The 20,083-nt window shown below is 58.6% G+C and carries 21 protein-coding genes and 1 tRNA gene; 9 read left to right on the forward strand and 13 right to left on the reverse strand.

The window, feature by feature from the left end:
• Positions 1 to 112: 112 nt before the first annotated feature.
• A complete protein-coding gene (locus ACR0NN_RS08975) occupies positions 113 to 649 on the reverse strand; it encodes a LuxR C-terminal-related transcriptional regulator (protein ID WP_170685897.1) in 537 nt (178 codons plus the stop codon).
• 176 nt (positions 650 to 825) lie between these two features.
• Here ACR0NN_RS08975 and ACR0NN_RS08980 point away from each other — a divergent pair, with 176 nt between their 5' ends.
• The 5 genes from ACR0NN_RS08980 to ACR0NN_RS09000 all read left to right on the forward strand — a co-directional run bounded on the left by ACR0NN_RS08980 (position 826) and on the right by ACR0NN_RS09000 (position 6,716).
• Positions 826 to 2,121, forward strand: a complete 1,296-nt coding sequence (locus ACR0NN_RS08980) for a helix-turn-helix transcriptional regulator (protein WP_170720758.1) — start codon at positions 826 to 828, stop codon at positions 2,119 to 2,121.
• Positions 2,122 to 2,198: 77 nt separating this feature from the next.
• Positions 2,199 to 2,579 (forward strand): response regulator, encoded by a 381-nt coding sequence (locus tag ACR0NN_RS08985; protein WP_170720755.1) that lies wholly within the window; start codon positions 2,199 to 2,201, stop codon positions 2,577 to 2,579.
• Positions 2,576 to 2,881 (forward strand): hypothetical protein, encoded by a 306-nt coding sequence (locus ACR0NN_RS08990; RefSeq protein ID WP_170720751.1) that lies wholly within the window; start codon positions 2,576 to 2,578, stop codon positions 2,879 to 2,881. The genes ACR0NN_RS08985 and ACR0NN_RS08990 overlap by 4 nt, the downstream gene beginning before the upstream one ends.
• Complete coding sequence (locus ACR0NN_RS08995; protein WP_170720747.1) at positions 2,869 to 5,550, forward strand: ATP-binding protein; 2,682 nt, start codon at positions 2,869 to 2,871, stop codon at positions 5,548 to 5,550. Before ACR0NN_RS08990 ends, ACR0NN_RS08995 begins: the two co-directional genes overlap by 13 nt.
• Before the next feature lie 92 nt (positions 5,551 to 5,642).
• Positions 5,643 to 6,716, forward strand: coding sequence for a FliM/FliN family flagellar motor C-terminal domain-containing protein (locus ACR0NN_RS09000; RefSeq protein ID WP_480684440.1), 1,074 nt, complete (start codon positions 5,643 to 5,645; stop codon positions 6,714 to 6,716).
• Positions 6,717 to 6,728: 12 nt separating this feature from the next.
• Here ACR0NN_RS09000 and ACR0NN_RS09005 read toward each other — a convergent pair whose 3' ends face one another.
• Genes ACR0NN_RS09005 through ACR0NN_RS09020 form a run of 4 tightly spaced genes read right to left on the reverse strand, consistent with a single transcriptional unit; the run spans position 6,729 to position 8,909 of the window.
• Complete coding sequence (locus ACR0NN_RS09005) at positions 6,729 to 7,157, reverse strand: TIGR01244 family sulfur transferase (protein ID WP_170720742.1); 429 nt, start codon at positions 7,155 to 7,157, stop codon at positions 6,729 to 6,731.
• Positions 7,158 to 7,166: 9 nt separating this feature from the next.
• Complete coding sequence (locus tag ACR0NN_RS09010) at positions 7,167 to 7,598, reverse strand: DUF6691 family protein (protein ID WP_170720737.1); 432 nt, start codon at positions 7,596 to 7,598, stop codon at positions 7,167 to 7,169.
• Positions 7,598 to 8,026 carry a YeeE/YedE thiosulfate transporter family protein gene (locus ACR0NN_RS09015; RefSeq protein WP_170685889.1) on the reverse strand — a complete coding sequence of 143 codons (429 nt, stop codon included), beginning with the start codon at positions 8,024 to 8,026 and terminating at the stop codon, positions 7,598 to 7,600. Before ACR0NN_RS09015 ends, ACR0NN_RS09010 begins: the two co-directional genes overlap by 1 nt.
• 19 nt (positions 8,027 to 8,045) lie before the next feature.
• Positions 8,046 to 8,909, reverse strand: a complete 864-nt coding sequence (locus ACR0NN_RS09020) for an MBL fold metallo-hydrolase (RefSeq protein ID WP_480684443.1) — start codon at positions 8,907 to 8,909, stop codon at positions 8,046 to 8,048.
• Positions 8,910 to 9,150: 241 nt separating this feature from the next.
• Between ACR0NN_RS09020 and ACR0NN_RS09025 the strand changes: the two genes are divergently transcribed.
• A complete protein-coding gene (locus tag ACR0NN_RS09025) occupies positions 9,151 to 9,366 on the forward strand; it encodes a hypothetical protein (RefSeq protein WP_170685887.1) in 216 nt (71 codons plus the stop codon).
• Positions 9,367 to 9,375: 9 nt separating this feature from the next.
• On the opposite strand, the gene ACR0NN_RS09030 is transcribed toward ACR0NN_RS09025, so the two are convergent.
• Positions 9,376 to 9,594: a hypothetical protein gene (locus ACR0NN_RS09030; RefSeq protein ID WP_170686115.1), complete on the reverse strand. Its 219-nt coding sequence runs from the start codon at positions 9,592 to 9,594 to the stop codon at positions 9,376 to 9,378.
• 145 nt (positions 9,595 to 9,739) lie between these two features.
• Here ACR0NN_RS09030 and ACR0NN_RS09035 point away from each other — a divergent pair, with 145 nt between their 5' ends.
• Positions 9,740 to 10,006: a DUF2312 domain-containing protein gene (locus ACR0NN_RS09035; RefSeq protein ID WP_170686114.1), complete on the forward strand. Its 267-nt coding sequence runs from the start codon at positions 9,740 to 9,742 to the stop codon at positions 10,004 to 10,006.
• A 10-nt stretch (positions 10,007 to 10,016) separates the two neighbouring features.
• On the opposite strand, the gene ACR0NN_RS09040 is transcribed toward ACR0NN_RS09035, so the two are convergent.
• The gene (locus tag ACR0NN_RS09040) at positions 10,017 to 10,892 is read right to left on the reverse strand and encodes a hypothetical protein (RefSeq protein ID WP_170720735.1); all 876 of its coding nucleotides are present in this window, start codon (positions 10,890 to 10,892) and stop codon (positions 10,017 to 10,019) included.
• A gap of 179 nt (positions 10,893 to 11,071) precedes the next feature.
• Between ACR0NN_RS09040 and ACR0NN_RS09045 the strand changes: the two genes are divergently transcribed.
• Together ACR0NN_RS09045 and ACR0NN_RS09050 are read left to right on the forward strand one after the other, a co-directional pair.
• A tRNA-Thr gene (locus tag ACR0NN_RS09045) sits at positions 11,072 to 11,147 on the forward strand.
• 361 nt (positions 11,148 to 11,508) lie between these two features.
• Complete coding sequence (locus ACR0NN_RS09050) at positions 11,509 to 11,751, forward strand: glycine zipper 2TM domain-containing protein (protein ID WP_170720688.1); 243 nt, start codon at positions 11,509 to 11,511, stop codon at positions 11,749 to 11,751.
• A 273-nt stretch (positions 11,752 to 12,024) separates the two neighbouring features.
• On the opposite strand, the gene ACR0NN_RS09055 is transcribed toward ACR0NN_RS09050, so the two are convergent.
• The 6 genes from ACR0NN_RS09055 to pepN form a co-directional block, all read right to left on the reverse strand.
• Positions 12,025 to 12,471, reverse strand: a complete 447-nt coding sequence (locus ACR0NN_RS09055) for a DUF4177 domain-containing protein (RefSeq protein ID WP_170720685.1) — start codon at positions 12,469 to 12,471, stop codon at positions 12,025 to 12,027.
• 98 nt (positions 12,472 to 12,569) lie between these two features.
• Entirely contained in the window at positions 12,570 to 13,808 is a 1,239-nt protein-coding gene (gene pepT / locus ACR0NN_RS09060; protein ID WP_170720681.1) for a peptidase T, read from the reverse strand.
• Between the two features lie 153 nt (positions 13,809 to 13,961).
• Positions 13,962 to 15,473, reverse strand: a complete 1,512-nt coding sequence (gatB, locus tag ACR0NN_RS09065) for an Asp-tRNA(Asn)/Glu-tRNA(Gln) amidotransferase subunit GatB (RefSeq protein ID WP_170720680.1) — start codon at positions 15,471 to 15,473, stop codon at positions 13,962 to 13,964.
• A gap of 77 nt (positions 15,474 to 15,550) precedes the next feature.
• A complete protein-coding gene (locus tag ACR0NN_RS09070) occupies positions 15,551 to 16,798 on the reverse strand; it encodes a hypothetical protein (protein ID WP_480684446.1) in 1,248 nt (415 codons plus the stop codon).
• 138 nt (positions 16,799 to 16,936) lie between these two features.
• Positions 16,937 to 17,365, reverse strand: a complete 429-nt coding sequence (locus ACR0NN_RS09075) for a hypothetical protein (RefSeq protein WP_170720673.1) — start codon at positions 17,363 to 17,365, stop codon at positions 16,937 to 16,939.
• Positions 17,362 to 19,914 carry an aminopeptidase N gene (pepN, locus tag ACR0NN_RS09080; RefSeq protein WP_480684448.1) on the reverse strand — a complete coding sequence of 851 codons (2,553 nt, stop codon included), beginning with the start codon at positions 19,912 to 19,914 and terminating at the stop codon, positions 17,362 to 17,364. Before pepN ends, ACR0NN_RS09075 begins: the two co-directional genes overlap by 4 nt.
• Positions 19,915 to 20,083: the final 169 nt, after the last annotated feature.

Genomic DNA, 20,083 nt, shown 5'->3' on the forward strand with positions numbered 1-20,083 from the left:
CTGCGGGCTTGGTCTGATTACGCAGGGTTATAAGCCATGCGGTCGGCCATGAAAAGCGCCGTCTGAGCCTGTCAAATGGGGGTTTTTGCGTGAATTACGAGGGCCGGAGCGTTTACAGCGGGGTTCCCGACAGCTTTGCCACCAACTCGGGCAGTTTCCGGGCGCCGTATTTCTCAAGAAGCCGGGCGCGATAGGCCTCGATCGTGCGGTAACTGAGCCCCAGTTCGACACCGATTTCCTTGGCCGACAGGCCACGGCAGGACAGGATCGCAACCTCGCGTTCACGGGTGGTCAGTTCAACCAGCGGGCGTTCTTCCGAGATGTCCGAAAAGCTCCAGATCCCGTGACGGAACGGATCGTCGGGCGTCAGCGACCGCCCCCGGGCGCGGCACCAGAACAGATCGCCATCGCGCCGCCGCATCACCCGTTCGTCAGTGTAATAGCCGGTATCTCGCATCACCTGCAGGCTACGTGCGCCGATCCTCTCCCAATCCGCGACCGAGGGGTAGAGGTGCAGCAAAGGCATATTGCGATAATCCACCTCATCGCCGCCAAAGGTCCGCGCGAACTGCAGATTGCACCGGCGAATGATCCGGTTTTCCAGCTCGACAAGGCCAATGGGTGCGTATTCGAAGGCGGGATCGCTCATGCCCGTATGGTGACGGGAATTCCGCCGAAAGAGAAGGGCGCGCAACGAGAATGGATTGGTTTCTTTCGATGCGTTTTGTTAAGGTTGTAAATCTTCTTTGAAAATTTTGCGCCAACAGTTAAAAATCATGAGGGTATTCTGCAAACCCAAGCGCAGTAGCCAAGGATGCGAACGCAATGCGAGACACCCTGACCGGCAGCCGGATACGCGAAAGGCGGCAAATCTCGGGGCTGCGACAGGCCGAACTGGCGCGACAGGTGGGCATATCAGCCTCGTATCTGAACCTGATCGAACACAATCGCCGCCGCATCGGGGGCAAGCTGCTGGTCGACATTGCCAGCGCTTTGTCGGTTGAGCCCTCATTGCTGACACAAGGGATTGAAGAGACGCTGATATCAGCCCTGCGCGAGGCAGCGGCGGATGCGGTCGGTCAAAAAGCCGAAGTTGATGGGCTGGAAGAGTTTGCTGGCCGCTTTCCCGGCTGGTCCGGTGTTCTGGCCCATATGCACCGCCGCGTAGTGTCGTTAGAGCGCACGGTGGAAATCTTGTCAGACCGGCTGACTCATGACCCGCATCTGGCTGCCTCGATGCATGAGGTGCTATCAACCGCCGCTGCCATCCGTTCAACCGCCGCGATTCTGGCCGAACCCGGAGAGATCGAGCTGGAATGGCGCGACCGTTTCCATCGCAACCTGCATCAGGATGCCGAAAGGCTGGCCGAAAGCTCGAAGGCGCTGGTGACCTATCTTGACGACAGCGACGGGCAGCGCGATCTGCGCGGCATCCCGCTGGACGCGGTTGAGGCTTATTTTGCCGAACAGGGGTTCCATTTTCCTGCACTCGAATCCGGCGGGCAAGCGGAGGATATCCCGCTTGAAGGGCTCGATTCTGCCGCCGCCATTGCAGTGGCCTCGGATTTGCTGGATCTCTACACCGTCGATGCGCGCGCCATGCCTCTGGATCAAGTGTGCGCGGCGCTTGATGCGGCGAACCCTGATCCGTTGGCTTTAGCGGCGATGTTTTCAGTGGATCTTTCTACGGTTCTCAGACGGTTGGCCTTTCTGCCCGAAGGCACACTGGCACGCCCAGCCGGGCTTGTGATCTGCGACGCATCCGGTAGCGTTCTGTTTTACAAACCCGCGCCGGGTTTTGCGCTGCCACGCCATGGTGAGGCTTGCCCGCTTTGGCCTTTGTTCACAGCCCTGAACCGGCCTCTGGTGCCCCTCCGCAAACGGGTCGTCCAGCTTGGTCGCACCGCTGCCGAGTTCGAGTGTTTCGCCATCGCGACGCCGCAGCCCGCTGCGGAATTTGGGGTCGAGCCGGTCTACCGTTCGGTCATGCTGGTGCTGCCGGTCGAAGACATGGTGCAGCCTAGGGAATACGCGGCGCAGGTCGGGGCCAGTTGCCGGATTTGTCCCAAACGCGACTGCAGTGCACGCCGCGAGCCATCGATCTTAAGCGAAGGGTTTTGACAGTTTCGTGACGCAGCGCGTAAGCTGGGTTTGACGGGTGGCCGGATGTGCAACCGTCATGGGGAGGACATGCAAATATGAGCCGCAAGGTTCTGTTGATCGAGGATGAGCCCAACATCACCGAGGCGATCCGCTTTTTGCTGACGCGCGAGGGCTGGCAGGTGGAATCGCATGCCGAAGGGACCGATGCGGTGCAGGTGATTCTGACCGCGCAGCCTGATCTGGTGATACTGGATGTGATGTTGCCGGGAAAAAGCGGCATGGATGTGCTGCGCGATCTGCGCGAACACGCTGAGATGAAGGCGTTACCGGTCCTGATGCTGACCGCGCGCGGGCAGTCTCGTGATCGCGAGATGGCCGAACAAGCCGGGGTCAGCCGTTTCATGACCAAACCCTTCTCGAATACCGAGGTGCTGACCGCAGTGCGCGACCTGCATGCGCAGGCGTCCCAGTCATGAGCACGCCGGGCGACGGCAAGGTTCGTCCGTCCCTGTTTCTGGAAAGGCAAAGCTATCGTCGTCGCAGATTGGCAGATGCGGCGCGGTTGTTGCCCTTTTTGGGCGCCGCCATGCTCGCGCTTCCTTTGCTCTGGCCCGATGACAGCTCTGGTCCCGAGGCGGTATCGCTGTCGACGGCCATGTTCTATATTTTTGCATGCTGGGGCGTGCTGATCCTGAACAGCGTGATCTTTGGCATTGCCGCCAGACGCATGACCGCCCGCGACACCGCCGAGCCCGAGGCCGAGACATGGCAACCCTGAATGTCCTGATTCTGGTTTGTCTGGGCTATGTGGTTCTGCTGTTTGGCGTGGCCTTCGCAGCGGATCGCGTTGCGGCACGCGGAGGCGGCAAATGGCTGCGGTCGCCGCTGATCTACACCCTGTCACTGTCAATCTACTGTACTGCCTGGACGTTTTATGGCGCGGTTGGCAATGCCGCGCGGTCCGGGCTGGAATTTGTCACCATCTATCTGGGCCCGACGCTGGTAATGGTCAGCTGGTGGTGGGGCTTGCGTAAGCTGGTGCGCATCGGGCGCAGTCAGCGCGTGACATCCATCGCTGACCTGATCTCGTCGCGCTATGGCAAGTCCAACACGCTGGCGGTCTGCGTGACCATTCTGGCGGTGCTGGGCGGCACGCCTTATATCGCGCTGCAATTGCAGTCGATCACGCTGTCATTCTCGATCTTTGCCGAGGCCGATCCCACCGGTCTCTACCGCGAAGGCTCCAGCGTGTTCTGGGTGGCCGCCGGGTTGGCCGTCTTTGCCATCCTCTTCGGGACGCGCAATCTGGACGCAAATGAGCGCCACCACGGTGTCGTTACTGCTATCGCTTTGGAATCGGTGGTGAAACTCTTCGCCCTGCTGGCTGTCGGCATCTTTGTCGTCTGGGGCATCGCTGGGGGATTGGGGCCGATGATGGACCAGATTGATGCCTCCGAGATCGGCCAGTGGCATGTGGATGCTGGGCGCTGGACCACTTTCATCTTCCTCTCGGCCGCCGCCTTTGTCTGCTTGCCGCGGATGTTTCAGGTCATGGTGGTCGAGAATGATGATGAAAGCCACCTGCGCACCGCCGCCTGGGCTTTTCCGCTATACCTGCTGCTTATGAGCCTTTTTGTGGTGCCCATCGCCGTGGTCGGGCTGGATTTGATGCCCGAAGGCTCAAACCCCGATCTGTTCGTGCTGACCGTGCCGCTGTCGCAAGGCAATGATTGGCTGGCAATGCTGTCCTTCATCGGCGGGTTTTCCTCGGCCACGTCGATGGTGATCGTGACAGCCATGGCGCTGTCGACGATGGTGTCGAACCATGTGGTCATGCCGATCTGGCTGAATACGCAGGAAGGCACGGCGTCAGTCTCGGGCGATGTGCGCACCATTGTTCTGATGGCGCGGCGGGTTTCGATCGCCGTGATCATGGCGCTGGGCTATTTCTACTACAGCCTGTCAGGGGGCGGGGCCGCGCTGGCCTCAATCGGCTTGGTCGCCTTTGCAGGGATTTCCCAAATCCTTCCCGCGTTGGTTGGCGGCCTGTTCTGGCGTGGGGCCACGCGCACCGGGGCGCTCGTCGGGCTCAGCGTCGGGTTTTTCCTGTGGATTTACACGCTGCTTCTGCCCGGTATGGGCGGCGGCATCATCCCGGCTTCGGTGATCGAAAACGGCCCCTTTGGTTGGGGCTGGTTGCGCCCTCAGGCGCTGTTCGGGATCGAAGGGATTGACCCGATGGTGCACACGGTTATGTGGTCGATGTCGTTGAACACAATTGCCTTCTGCGTCGCATCGATGCTCAGTTTCCCCAGCCCCCTGGAACGGCTGCAAGGCGCGCAGTTTGTCAACGTTTTCGATCATTCGGTGGCACCGCGTGGCTGGACCGGCTCGGTCGCGCAAAGCGAAGACCTGATGATCATGACCCAGCGGATTCTGGGCACCATTCCAGCGCAGGTGTTCTTTCAGGCCGAGGCCGAGCGCCAGAATGGTCGCCCCGGACGGCTGCCGGAACCAACACCACAATTTCTGGAACGCCTTGAGCGCGAACTCAGCGGCTCGGTCGGGGCTGCGACCGCCCATGCGATGATCGGGCAGATCGTGGGCGGTGCCTCCGTGTCAGTCGAAGACCTGCTGGCCGTGGCCGACGAATCCGCGCAAATGCTGGAATATTCCAGCCAGCTTGAAGCGAAATCAGCCGAGCTCAGCCGCACCGCGCGGCAGCTGCGCGAGGCAAATGCCAAGCTCACGCAGGTCTCGATGCAAAAAGACGCGTTCCTCAGCCAGGTCAGCCATGAGTTGCGCACGCCGATGACGTCGATCCGCGCCTTTTCCGAGATCATGCGTGATACGGGCGGCCTGAGCGAAGAGGAACAGACCCGCTATGCCGCAATCATTCATGACGAAGCGCTACGCCTGACGCGGTTGCTTGATGATCTGCTGGACCTGAGCGTTCTTGAAAGCGGTCAGGTCAGCCTGAACATGGGCGAAGCAACGCTGAGTGAGGTGCTGGATCGCGCTGTCTCAAGTGCGCTGGCAGGCAGTGATCGCAAAATCGGCGTGCGGAGGATACGCGCCAGCGAACGCATCCTGCTGCACACCGATCTGGATCGGCTTGGTCAGGTGTTTATCAACTTGATTTCGAATGCCCAAAAATACTGCGACGCAGAAGAGCCGGCGCTGACGATCTCAGCCCATGATGTTGGCGGGCAGCTGGTGATCGATTTCGTTGACAACGGCGGTGGCATCCCGGCCGAGGCGCAATCGATGGTGTTCGAGAAATTTGCGCGCGTCGGCTCGGACAAGGCAGGCGGGGCCGGGCTGGGTCTGGCGATCTGTCGCGAGATCATGCAGCGCTTGGGCGGTGAGGTCGTGTATCTGCCTGGGCAGGGCGGGGCTGCCTTCCGCGTCAGCCTGCCGCTCGCCTACCGTCAAGCCGCGCAATAAAGCTGTCATAAAGACATTCGTAACGGTCTGCAGGTTACACCTTTATCCGGTGTATTCTTGAACGGCAGAGTGGGGCGATGACCAAATCAGCATTGGCACGCAAACTTTCGGCGGGGCAGGGCGGCGTCGATACGCCCCGATCAATACTGCGCGCCTTGCGTTTGGGTTTGGCGCGCGCAGCCGGTGATGGCATGGGGCTTGCGCTGGTGGTCATCGGGGCAAAACAGGCGGTGCGCGCGCAGGAAGACGTGGCCGCGCGCTTGAACCAGGGTTGGCTGATGCTGATTCTTGGCTCGGATCAAGGCAACGTGGCGGCTGTGTGTCTGGACCCAGGATGTGTGTCCGCCGTGGTTCAGCAGCAGACGATCGCGATGGTATCTTCTGATCCGCCGACTGAACGCGCGTTTACTGATACCGACGCCGCCATGGTTGCCCCTCTGATCGAGGATATGTTGGGCAGGGCCCAAAAACTGGTCGAATCCCCGGCGGATATGGCCAGCCTGTCGGGGTATGAGTTCACGGCGCGGGCTGAAGATCGACGTACCCTGACCCTTGCGCTCGTGGATGAGGCATATCGGGTGTTCGATCTGACCGTTGAGCTGGCAGGCGGCAGCCGACAAGGTGAGGTTTGCATCCTGTTGCCCGAACGGCCGCCCTCGGACGAGGAGCAGGCAGCAGATATCGCCGACACGGGTATGAATCTGGATCAGGCATCCGGGGTGATGCGCGCCGAACTGAACGCCCTGATCAGCCGTATGTCATTGCCACTCACCGCTCTATCAGAGCTTTGTGTTGGCGACGTTCTCCCGTTGCAGGACGCGCGTGTGGATCGGGTCGAAGTGCTGGCAATCGACCGCACCCGCACGGCGGTCGGACGTCTGGGTCAATGTGGAGGAATGCGCGCGGTTCGTATCAATGAACAGAACCCTGTTCCGACATTGCTTGCCAAAGAGGACCAGAACTTTCTTGCCAGTAAGACAAGCGCCAAGCCCATGCCCGAGGATGAGGCAATGCCATCCCTTCTGGACGATGAAATTTCAACCCAGGATCTGACGTTGGATGAGGCGATGATGGACCCAGACGATTTAATGTCCACCACCGCCGATCAGCGGGTCGCCGAGATTTCGCATCTGGCCGGATTGCCGGCGCCCGGGGGCGATGGCTAACCTCGAATTCGCTTAGTCTTGCGCGCGCAGCTGTTCAAGCGTGGGGCGCAGCCCGTCCAGCGCATAGCCCGCCTTGCCGGTCGCATCCAGGATTTCATCCGGGCTCAACTGGTCGCATTGTCCCAGCGCCCAGACCACCGAGCATCGCGTACCGGACGCGCAATAGGCTAAAACCGGCCCGCTGCACCCTTCGGCCAGATCGCGTTGCAACGCGACATTTTCGGGCGTCATGGTCTGATGCGTCAGTTCCAGAACTTCGTACTCCATTCCGGCATCGCGCACGGCCTGCCCGATGGCATCGGATTGCTGATCGGGCGGCACCTCGGAATTTGGGCGGTTACAGATCACCTTGACGAAACCTGCCTCGGCGATGGCTGGCACATCCTCAACCGTGATCTGGGGTGAGACGGCATAGCGGGGGGTAATCGGTCGAATCTCCATGGCACTTGCTTAGGCTGCGTTCGCCATCCTGTCCAGTTGCGCTCCGAGCGTCGGCGCCGCCAACATTCCCGCAATCATCGCGATCAGGAACACAATTCCGCCAACGCCCCCATATGTCAGCGAGGCCATTGCCGGGCCGGGGCACAAACCGGCCAATCCCCAGCCAACCCCGAACAATACCGACCCCACGATCAGGCGGCGATCCAGTTCGATTTGAGGCGGCGCAGGGAACTGCCCACCCACAACAGGAACCCTGTTCCGCGTCAGCCGCCAGGCAATCAGCATAGGCAGGATCGCTCCGCCCATGACAAAGGCCAACGTCGGATCCCAATTGCCGAACACATCCAGCCACCCCTGCACCTTAGTGGTGTCGGTCATGCCCGAGATCAAAAGCCCGGTGCCAAATAGCGATCCGGCAAGAAAGGCAAACAAACCGCGCATCAGATCACCCCCAAAGCATGGCGAAACAGCGCAACCGTCAGCCCACCGGCAAGGATGTAGAACACCGTCGCAACAATCCCGCGCAGCGAGAACCGAGAGATTCCACAAACACCATGACCTGACGTGCAGCCATTGGCGATCCGCGTGCCCGCCCCAACCAGCAGCCCCGCAAGGATCACGATTGCGAAATCCGGGGTCAAGTGAGTCTCGGCCTGCGGCGCAATCAGCGGGCGCAGCAGAAAAGGCATCCCGATCAAGCCGGCGACAAAGGCCAACCGCTCGGTCATCGCGCTGCGATCACTGCGCGCGACGAGCCCGCCCAGAATGCCGCTGGCCCCCATGATCCGTCCGTTGCACAGCAGGTAAACGGCGGCACCCAGCCCGATCAGCAGACCACCCGCCAGACCCCAAATCCACTCGATATTCATTGGCTCGATTGCCCTCTTATCACAGCTTGTTGACAGGAATTTTCATGAAAACATCACCCTGTTCATCTGCTGGCGGCATCTGACCAGCCCGCATATTGACCTGCAGCGAGGGTAAGATCAGGCGCGGCATCGCCAGTGTTGCGTCGCGCGCATCCCGCATCTCAACGAACTCTTCAACGCTGCGGCCCTGACCGATATGCACGTTCAAAGCCTTCTGTTCACCCACCGTTGTTTCCCACGCATATTCATCCCGACCGGGCGCCTTGTAATCATGTCCGACATAAATCCGGGTCTCGTCGGGCAATGACAGGATCTTCTGGATCGAGGCAAAGAGATCCGCCGACGACCCACCCGGAAAATCGCACCGCGCGGTGCCGAAATCCGGCATGAACAGCGTATCGCCGACAAAGGCCGCATCGCCGATCACATAGGTCATGCAGGCGGGCGTATGCCCCGGCGTGTGCATGACATCCCCGCGCATCTGGCCAATGTGAAAGCTCGACCCTTCGGCAAACAGCGCATCAAACTGGCTGCCATCGCGCTGAAACTCGGTGCCTTCGTTGAAGACCTTTCCAAACGTGTCCTGAACCACCACGATGTTTTCGCCAATCCCGATCTTGCCGCCTAGCTTCTCCTGCAGGTAGGGGGCCGCCGACAGGTGATCGGCATGGACATGGCTTTCCAAAATCCACTCAACCTTGAGCCCCTTCGCCGTCACATAGTCCACAATCTGATCGGCTGAACCGGTGTCGGTCCGACCTGAGGCGTGATCGAAATCCAGCACGCTGTCGATGATCGCGCAGGCTTGTCCTTCAGGTTCCTGCACCACGTATGAGACGGTGAACGTCTGCGGGTCGAAAAAGGCTTTCACAATGGGCGTCATGGGGTCCTCCGTTCAGCTTTCACACATATATCAATAGTGGAATGTGTTTAAAGTGCCAAATCACGAATTGATGTCTGTCAAAGCAATCACTGTAATTTGAGCGTATGCTTTAAGCGACCCAAGGCATAGTGTCGGTTTTTCTTCCGATTAGGCAAGAATTCGCGATGTTTTGGCCCGGTCTCGTGCTCGTCTTAAACTCGTTACCTATATCGGGCACACTTGCACCATACGGGAGGATGAAATGACTGCTCAGGATCTTTTTACCGAAGCGGAACGGCTTGAACAAAAGTTGAATGGTGCGTGTCTCGAAACCCGGCTCGCGCTTCAGCCTCGTGTCAGCATGGTTCTGGATAAGATGCGTGCGCAACGTGTCGAGATACCCGCGCGTCTGCGCCGTTTGGATGCCGCCCTCTGCGAAGATGCGTTGGAGGCGCGGTTCGACAATATGCCGATCTGATCGATCCGGTTATCCCAGCGAAATCCCGAGGATAACCATCATAAGCCCAAGTACCGACAGAAACAGAGACGCCAGATTCCACGGCAAGACGCCTTGAACCGCGGCGCGCAATTCATCATCCGTCAGGTTGGCCTTGCGCGCTTTCATCACTCGCAGAATGCACCAGACCAGTCCGATCAACCCGGCCACAGACAGGGCGGCCCCGCCCCAGACGATAATGTCGAACATGTTGTCTACGCTCACCCTTTGAACCCGAGACCGCGCTTATCGGATCAGCGCAGGGCAGACAAGCCCGGCGCGCAGAATGCCTGCTTGCGGTCGGGTCGGTGCCGATGTATCCGGCATCTGTTTTCAGCCTTTGGGAGAGACGCAGATGGAAGACATCACCGAAGATCAGGCCGCAGCCAACTACCGAGTGACCGCAGGCGAGCTGCGCCAGTTCATCGAACGGTTCGAGCGTCTTGAAGCCGAAAAGAAAGACATCGCCGACCAGCAGAAAGAGGTCATGGCCGAGGCCAAGGCCCGCGGCTACGACACCAAGGTCATGCGCAAAGTCGTCGCGCTGCGCAAACGCGACAAGGATGACATCGCCGAGGAAGAGGCGGTCTTGGAGATGTACAAAGAAGCGCTGGGCATGTAGCCCCGGCTGCTCAGGGTTTTAAAAACCGGATATCCGGCATGGTTTGCAGCCGTGCCAGATCCTGCTCATAAAGCTCGGTAAAGGCTGCTACGATATCCTCGTTCCATCCGGGCAATTCCACCTCTTCTTCGATCGCCTCGGTCAGCGCCTGCTGCTGAAAAACCTGCGCCAGCCTTCCCCTGAGCATTGGATCATTGGGGGCAGCCTGCTGCTCCAACAAGCTCAGGATTTCCTTTTTGCCCACTTCTGTGACCAGCGAAGACAACAGCGCATATTCCTGCGCAAGCGGAGCATCTTCCGGCAGTCCGACCATCGCGCGCGCGATGTCACCAAAGATCAGCGGAGAATCCTCATTGCTCCACAAGGTGATTTTGACGTCTGGCGCGAGATCGCGAATATCCTCGATCATCGCAAGCCAACTCAGGCAGCTCAGGTCGGTGGTCGACAGAATATGCGCGCGTTCCGGTGCCGATAGCAACATCAGCACCTTTGGAATAAAGCTGCCGGGATTGCGCAGACCTACGAACAGTTCCACCGTCGAGTCGTTGAACAGTTGGTCCAGATAGGCCATCCGCTGCCCGGCATTGGCATAGAACTGCCCGTCCATGATGATCGATGCCCGCTCGCCCAGATACAGCGCGCTCGACAGGATCGCCCGATCCACCTGTTGCCCCTTTGGGAACAGTTTCTGAAACCGCGCCAGTGTATCCTGACGCGATGGCCGGTCGGCCGAGGGTTTCAACGCCGGGCGAAAGATTTTTCGGAACGGCCGAAGCCCCCAGAACGCAACATGGTTTTCACCAACAATCTGCGCATTTGCTTGCAGAAGGCCGAGCAACTCATCGTGGTCCGTAAAGTGCGCGCCGGCCTGGATGACCATCTGCATTTCGTAAACGTCCTTACCTGGGGCCGGATTGCCATTTGGGTTACAACCTGTCCCCGGGGCAGTCAAATTCGGAAAAGGCCTGATCTAGTAGCTATCCTATGGCAAATCATCACAAAGTTAAGATGACCCCAAATTTCGGGCTTGCAGTCCTGGGTCTGAAACATTAATCGACACCCAGCGCCCCTATAGCTCAGCTGGTAGAGCAACTGATTTGTAATCAGTAGGTCCGCGGTTCGAGTCCGTGTGGGGGCACCATCTTAAATCAGCACCTTTGTTTGTATGCTCCATCTGGCTCGCGACCAATGTTGTGTCGGGGGAAGCATAGGGGAACAAAAGACTTAGTTGCCGCGCTTTATTGTGCACCAAAATTTACCGAGATGTTCCGCGCTCATCGCCCATTTCTCACAAAATGCGGCCAGTCCAACGTTGGAGTTTATCAGGAAACCGGCCCCCGCAATCACAGGAAATCAACAAAAATCGCGTGAAGCCCTTGTCCCTTGGTCTTCTTTATTAAGTTTTGATTAAACTCAAATCGAACAGACGCTGAAACCTTGTACGCTAAACGGCTCAGAGCCACCTAGTCAGATAACTATTTGGTATTTGAGAGGCAATCGAGATGAACAAAGCACTGATAACCTGTGCGCTTGCGACCTCACTGCTCTTGGCTGCTTGCGGGGCTCCGACGACGCCAACTCAGGCGCAAGTACAGCATGACGCTCGCTGCGCTGCTGGAATCCTTGGTGGCGCCGCGCTTGGGGGAGTGGTTGGAAATCGGTTCGGAGGCGGTACAGGTAAAACACTCGCGACTGCAGCAGGCGCAGGTGTTGGGATGTATGCAGGCCAGTCAGCGTGCAATTAACAACCTTGTAGTAAACCCTCGTACCCCAGCCTTGTTTTTGGCTCCGCAAATATTGGCTTCGCAGGTCATGTAGGTCCCCTTGTCTGGTGGCTGCGCGCCAAGTTTCGCAGGTGTGCGAAATTCAAGGTCAGTTGGCGTAGCAGCAACACACTAACTGCGTTGTTTCTCACCAATGGAGTTCGCGGGTCGGAACTGACAAAGCATAACCGTTACGGGGCAGGGAATTAGTGCCTTGCCCCTTCATGCGGTGTCTTTCGGTTGATTGTTATCCAATCACGACCCTGATGGGCGCACTTGCTCGGCGCGCTCGTCCTCATCTGCCACTTCGTCTGAAGGTTTCAGAGACAAGGGCGGATCCTCAGGCGCTTCCGATATTGGGGCAGGGGCGGCAGGTGTTTTGGCCAAAACCTCTTCGGGTCCCGGGACTGCGCGCGCGGTTGGGGCGGTATCTTCTTCGACAACTTCGGGCTCTTCTGCGGTTTCCACGGTCAAAGCACGACGAAACACCAGAACATTGCGCCAATTGGTGGTAGATCCTGTCAGCCCCGAACGTTCTTCGCTGGGCAGCAGTTCGGCGCGCTGATACTCCCAGCCGTCCTGACCAAACTGGTTCAGCAATTGCTCGATCGAGGTGGCAAACCGGCCCTCGGGCGTTTTAACGCCTTTCGCTTTGGTGCCTTTTTGCGGAGCGGGGACAACTTTGTATTCGTAGCGCTGCATCAACTGGTCCTGATTGCCTGACCCGGGCAAATTAACATTTTGGCAGACGGGTGAAAGCCAAGATCACGCATTGGCGAATTTCGGCCCGTACTGTTGCCTTAGCTCCGCGCTGCCTTGCCGACCAGCGACAGGCAGGTTTCGGTTGCGACCGCCATATCCTGGACCGAGATCCACTCTAGCGGGCCGTGAATGCACTGCATGCCCGTAAAGATATTCGGCGTTGGCGTGCCGAACTCGGTCAGGCGCGAGCCGTCGGTGCCGCCGCGGATCGGGACGGATACGGGCTCGATCCCCTGTTCCCGGCAAGCGTCGCGCGCCAGATCGACCGGCGTCATGTCCTTTTCCAGCCAGTAACGCATGTTGCGGTATTGATGGCTGATATCACAAGTAATTGTAGCACGGGGTTCAGTGGCCTGCACGGCGGCGCAGACCTGACGGACAATATCGCGCTGGGCTTCCAAAGCATCCATTTCGAAATCGCGCAGGATCAGCTTGATCTCCATCTCGGATGAGCCGCCATTCATGTCGGTCACATGGATGAACCCTTCGCGCCCGTCTGTCACTTCGGGCGTCATCGTCGCCTGAGGCAAGGTCTGCACGATCTTTGCCGCCAGATGCGCCGCGTTTACCATTTTGTCCTTGGCCAATCCGGGGTGGATCGAAACACCGGTGATCTTGATCACCGCGCGGTCGGCCGAGAAGCTTTCATATTCGATCTCACCCAGTTCTTGCCCGTCCAGCGTATAGGCGAAATCCGCGCCCAGATCTTTGGGCAGCTGTTCGGTAACACCACGCCCGATCTCTTCATCGGGTGTAAAGGCGATGCGAATCGGGCCGTGGGGCAAGTCTTTGTTCTCCAGCAAGTGCCGCGCCATCGTCATCAGGATCGAAACGCCCGCTTTGTCATCGGCCCCCAGCAGAGTTGTTCCCGACGCGGTGATCAGATCATGCCCGATCTTTTCGGCCAGATAGGGATGCTCTTCGGGTGACAGCACCAGATCGGGATCATCAGGGAAAGTAATCTCACCGCCATTATACCCTTTGATCACCCGAGGTTTCACGCCGGTTGCATTGAACTGAGGCGCGGTGTCCACATGCGCCAGAAATCCAATCGTTGGCCCCTCCGCCGTACCGGGGATGGTGGCTACGACCACGCTGTCTCCGGTCATCTGAACGTCTTGCGCACCGATCTCGGTCAGCTCTTGCCGCAACAGGTTCAGCATGTCGAACTGGATTTCGGTGCTAGGGGTCGAAGGCGAGGTCTCATCGCTCTGACTGTCGATGGCAGCATAGCGCACCAGCCGGGTTTCCAACTCCTGATCAAAACGATTTTTCATGACGGCTCACCTCTCTGATTTGAGGGGATGAGAATGCGCATTCGGACGCTGAGTCAAGCCGATGGCTTGCTCCAATACCGGTCTCGAAAATTAAGTTTTCGTTATGTACAAGTCGAACAAACCCCTGTTCGGGGTTTGTACAACTCGGAAGATTTACGAACCCAGCTTCTTGCTGACCAATTCGTTAACGGCCTTCGGGTTGGCCTTGCCGCCGGTGGCCTTCATCACTTGACCGACGAACCAGCCAGCCAGTTTCGGGTTCACCTTGGCCTTCTCAACCTGTGCCGGATTGGCGGCGATGATTTCGTCCAAAGCGGCCTCGATGGCGCCAGTGTCAGTCACCTGTTTCATGCCGCGATCCTCGACGATTTTCGCCGGATCACCGCCTTCGTTATAGACAATCTCGAACAGGTCCTTGGCGATTTTGCCCGAAATGGCATCAGACGAAATCAGATCGATGATACCACCCAACTGAGCGGGGGACACCGGAGACTCGGTGATGTCATGATCTTCTTTTTTCAACCGGCCAAACAGCTCGTTGATCACCCAGTTCGCAGCCAGTTTACCGCTGCGTCCCCCGGCGACCTCCTCGAAGTAAGCAGCCGATTCCACCTCGGCGGTCAGTACCGAAGCGTCATAGTCGGTCAATCCGAACTCACTGATAAAACGCGCTTTTTTGTCGTCTGGTAGTTCGGGCAGCTTGGCGGCGATGTCGTCCACCCAAGCCTGTTCGATCTCCAGCGGCAGCAGGTCAGGGTCGGGGAAATAACGATAATCATGCGCCTCTTCCTTGGACCGCATCGAGCGTGTCTCGCCCTTGTCCGGGTCATACAGGCGCGTTTCCTGATCGATCTCACCACCGCCCTCGACGATGGCAATCTGACGGCGTGCTTCGACCTCGATCGCTTGCTGGATAAAGCGCATCGAGTTCATGTTCTTGATCTCGCAGCGCGTGCCCAGATGCGAAAAGTCCTGTGTTTCCTGATACTTCTCATATGCGCCCGGCAAACAGATCGAGACGTTCACGTCCGCCCGCAGGTTCCCGTTCTGCATGTTGCCGTCACAGGTGCCCAGATAGCGCATGATCTGGCGCAGCTTGGCGATGTAGGCTGCGGCCTCTTCCGGCCCGCGAATATCGGGGCGCGAAACGATCTCCATCAGGCAGACACCGGTCCGGTTCAGGTCGACGAAAGACATATGCGGGTCCATGTCATGGATCGATTTGCCCGCGTCCTGCTCCATGTGGATGCGTTCGATGCGGACCATGCGTGCGGTGCCGTCACCCATCTCGACCAGCACTTCACCTTCACCCACAATGGGCTGATAAAGCTGGGAAATCTGGTAGCCTTGCGGCAGGTCGGGGTAGAAATAGTTTTTGCGATCAAAGGCTGATTTCAGATTGATATCCGCCTTCAGGCCCAGCCCGGTACGCACCGCCTGTTCCACACAATACTCGTTGATCACCGGCAGCATCCCCGGCATCGCGGCGTCCACGAAGGCCACGTTCGAATTCGGCTCGGCCCCGAATTGGGTCGACGCGCCCGAGAACAGCTTGGCATTGGATGAGACCTGAGCGTGCACCTCCATCCCGATCACCAGTTCCCAATCGTGCTTCGCCCCGGCAATGGTTTTGGGTTTGGGCATTTCGTATGTCAGGTCGAGCATGGCGCGCCTCATTTCCGCAGAAGTCTAATCCTGCGTATTAGGCCCGGCGCGCCAAAGGGGCAAGGGGCAAAGGCGCTTTAGCTCTCTGAGAATTGCAGGCCAGTCGGTGTGAAGGTCACGCTTTGGCCGCTGCGCAGCTCATCCCGCAGCTGGTTGGCGATGGCCTTCAGCGCGTCTCGGCGACCGCGTGCAGCGAAACGCTCGGTCGAGTTGACGCGCAGACTGTTGTTGAACCCGTTCGCTGCATGGGCCCAGATCAAGGGGTGCAGCTCGGTCATGTGATCGCGAATAAGCCAGTTTGCGGCTTCGCATATCTGCTTGCGCGCGATATCAGCCTTTGGATTCTGACCCATTCGGTTTTGCAATGTGACCGAGCAATAGGCCGCCAACAGATTGATGGTCGGCTGATCCGGGCGCCGCGCAACGATATCGCGCAGGCCTTCCAGGAAATACTCAACATCCACCCGCGCGCACGCTTCGTCATCCAATGCAATGGCGTCGAATTGCACCCAGGTATAGCCCCCAGCCCCCCAGATGTCTTGCGTGCGCGCGGCGTTGCGCAAAGCCTGAAGCTCAAGCTCTTCATAGCTGCCGAACCAGCGCGGCAGCAGATGGCTACCCATCGCGCGCATGTGGCGGTGGTTCTGCGGGTCGAGCGTGATCAGCGCCTCGTATTTGTCCGCGACGCGGGTGCGCGGGTCCACGTGGCCGGCCAGCAACGCACAGTCTGCAGCAGCGATTGCAGGGCTGTCCGGCAATGCCGCGCGGCAGAGTGGCAGCAGCGCGGCGGCGCGGTCGAAATGCGCGGCACAGCGGGATTGATGCAGGGCTGGCAAGGTATCGGGATGCGCCGTCCCGCGCCAGGCCCAGGCAAGATCAATATGGGCGAGCGCAACCACCAGCGTGATCATCGGATCGTCGGGGTGGTTTTGTATCTCAGCTTCCAGTTCGGAAATCCCACCCAGAAGATCATAGTCTGACAGTTCTTTGTGGTCCGATAGCGCATGTTCCGTTGCCAAAACCACATCCGAACGCGCCCCAAAAGCCAGCAAATCGGCAATTGGCTGTCCGCAGGGCGTGGACTTGCGGCCCTCATCTGCGGCGCGCATTTCTTGTGAAAGCTCTGCCCACAGATCCTGCCGCGCCAGATAGCGGCCCCGTTCGATGACCTGATGCCCGATCGCTTCATCCGCATTCGTTTCAGCAATTGGAATGTTCAACTGCCCAGATGCAACAAGCCATGCGGTAGCATCGGCAACCGACGCGGGCAGAGGCGTTGAGGTGGGATCAGTAGAACCGAAAATACGGGCGGCAAATGCCTTCATAGACCAAAACATGGCAAAACTCGAACTAGAACAAACTTGTAACCCGCCCAGTTTGCCAAAAATTACACTCAAATCAAGCGTGCGTCGCTTTGAGCCTAGGATTCGAGGGCCAATTGCGCCCAGAATCGGGGAATCGTTTCAGAAAACTCTAAAATGATGGCGCTCAACAGCGAATCCGGCTTGATTCAGAATCTCTTCAAACTGTTTGTGCGGCGGAAGTGATTCATCAGGCAGACGCAGGCGTTTATCAGATTTCAGCACTGCAGATACACGCACTGAAAAATCCCAGCGGGTGTCAAAGCGAAACCGGTCGATGTCCGATAACTCAATCTCGCCCTGACGTTTGCCCGTGTGCCAGCGCAGCGCTTTATCGGTCAGTTCCATTCCCGCGCTGGTATCTTTCAGAACATCCGCAAGTGCGGGCAGGGTTGGCAGGGCCAGCAAGGCCATCAACCACCATGCGGCGTTCAGCAGAATAACCAGCCCGATCAAAAGGGCATAGACACAGATCAGAGTCAAAACCGCGCGCTGCGTGCGGTTTTGACGGCTAAACGCAAACGGGGTCATGCGCCGAGGATGCGCGAGACCATTTCGGTCGTATCCCGCGACAGATTAGGGGTTTCGGCGATGCGGTTCAGTTGACTACGGATCAGCGCCTGACGATCCGTGTCATAGCGTTTCCATGTCTGGAATGCGCTGCACATCCGGGCAGTGGTTTGCGGGTTCACTGGATCAAGCCTGATCAACCAGTCAGCCAAAAGGGCATATCCTGCCCCATTCGCCTGATGGAACCCTGCATGGCTGCCTGCCAAAGACCCCATCAATGCGCGGAATCGGTTGGGGTTTTTCCAATTGAAATCAGCATGCTCGGTCAGCCGTCGCGTGGTCTCAACCGTATTTTCAGGCCCGGTCATCGCCACTTGCAGGGCGAACCATTTGTCCATCACCAGCCGGTCATGCCGCCACTGTTCGTAGAACGCCGCCAACTCGGTTTCGCCTTTGCCTGCGCGCAGCAGACACGACAGTGCAGTCAGCTGCAGTGTCATGTTGTCGGCGCGCGCGTATTCCTCGGCCGCCTTGGTGCCGCCGTCCAGCCGCGAAGTCAGGGCAAGCGCCGCGCTGCCCAATGCCCGTTTGCCAGATTGCTCAGCGTCCGGTTGGTAGGCCGCGTCAACCAGTGTCTCGCTATGCAGTCGGGGCAGTAGGTCTTGTACATGCTGAGCGGTGGCCTGACGCAAGGTTTCAACCGCGCGCCAGATCGCCATCGGATCAGGCGTGATGCCCTTGTCATGCAACGCCGCTGCTAATTCCGATTGCGTTGGCAGGCCCAGCATTAGCGCGCGATAAGCCGGGTCCAGTGCCTGATCGCGAAGAACTGCCAGCAGACCGTCGAGGTAATCGGCATCCGGCGTCGCATCATCCGTGATCATGCGCAGCAAGGTATCCTCGGCCAGCGACCGCCCCGCTTGCCAGCGGTTGAACGGATCGGTGTCATGGGCCAACAGAAAGGCACGCTCGGCATTGCTGATTTCGTGTTCAAGGATCACCGGCGCCGAGAAATCGCGCAGGATGGAAGGTACGGGTTTGGCGGCAAGGCCGGTGAAGGTAAAGCTCTGCTCAGCTTCGGTCAGTTCAAACACTTCAGTCGCGCGCACCTCGTCGCCGTTAGCGCCAAGCAGGCCAACAGCGATGGGGATGACCTGAGGCTGCTTGTCATTCTGCCCTGGTGTCGGCTCCGTGCGCTGGCTAAGTGTCAGGGTATAGGTACCATCGGCCCAGTCTTCAGCGACTGAAACGCGCGGGGTGCCCGACTGGCTGTACCAGCGTTTGAACTGGCTCAGGTCGCGGCCCGTGGTGTCTTCGAATACCTTGAGCCAATCCTCGATCGTGCAGGCTTGCCCGTCGTGGCGGTCGAAATAGAGATCCAGCGCTTTGGAGTAGGCCTCATAACCAACCAACCGTTTCAGCATCCCGATGACCTCGGCGCCTTTTTCATAGACGGTTGAGGTGTAGAAGTTATTGATTTCCTGAAAGCTTTCGGGCCGGACGGGGTGCGATAACGGTCCGTTATCTTCGGGGAATTGTCGCGCTCGCAGATCTATCGCGTCGTGGATGCGTTTCACTGAGGCTGAGCGCATGTCCGAGGTGAACTGAGCGTCGCGGAATACAGTAAGGCCTTCTTTCAGGCACAGCTGGAACCAGTCGCGGCAGGTGATGCGGTTGCCGGTCCAGTTATGGAAATATTCATGGGCAATGATCGCCTCAATCCGCTCGAAATTCATATCGGTCGAGGTTTCGGGGCTGGCCAGAACGGCAGAGGAGTTGAAAATGTTCAGCCCCTTGTTCTCCATCGCGCCCATGTTGAAATCGTCGACGGCAACGATGTTGAAAACGTCCAGATCGTATTCACGGCCATAGACATCTTCGTCCCATTTCATCGACTTTTTCAGGGCTTCCATCCCGAAGGCGCATTTGCCCTCATCTCCAGGTCGGACCCAAAGGTTTAATTCGACGTCGCGACCTGACATGGTGGCGAACTGACCGGGATGGGCGACCAGCTCACCGGCCACCAGCGCGAACAGATAGGCAGGCTTAGGCCAGGGATCACTCCACTCAGCCCAGCCTTCGCCCTTTCCTGATGGATTGCCATTCGACAGAAGCACCGGAAGGCCGCCGTTGATGCGCACGGTGAAGGTGGACATCACGTCAGGCCGGTCAGGGTAATAGGTGATCTTGCGGAACCCTTCGGCCTCGCACTGGGTGCAGTACATGCCGTTCGACATATAAAGCCCTTCAAGCGCAGTGTTGTTGCCGGGATCGATCTCGACCACGGCCTCCCATACAAAAGGCCCATCAGGAACGGTGGCAGCCAGGCCTTCCGGCGTCACTTCTGGCGTGACCACGTTGCCATCAATCGCGGCACGGATCAGTTTCAACTCTTCCCCGTGAAGGAAGAACACACGGTCAGTGGCCTCGGGGTTCGGGCGGAACGCAATGCGAGAGGTGACCCGAGTTGCATGCGGGGCCAGATCAAAGGTCAGATGCACGCTGTCCACCAGATAGCCAAACGGGGTGTAGTCTTTCAGATAGATCGTGGTGGGGGCTGCGTCGTGCATCGGGGGCCTCATAATCCGGGAGTCTGGCGCGACGTTAGGGGCTTCGCGCGGGTGCTGCAACCAACGCGCAAACGTTCAGGCCAATTTGAAACAGTTTCCCAATGGGCCAAAAGGCCACGACCTAAGCGCATAAGTTGCCTATCGGAAACGAACGCCCTAATTGAAGGAC

The organism is Ruegeria sp. BA2 (assembly GCF_056539605.1).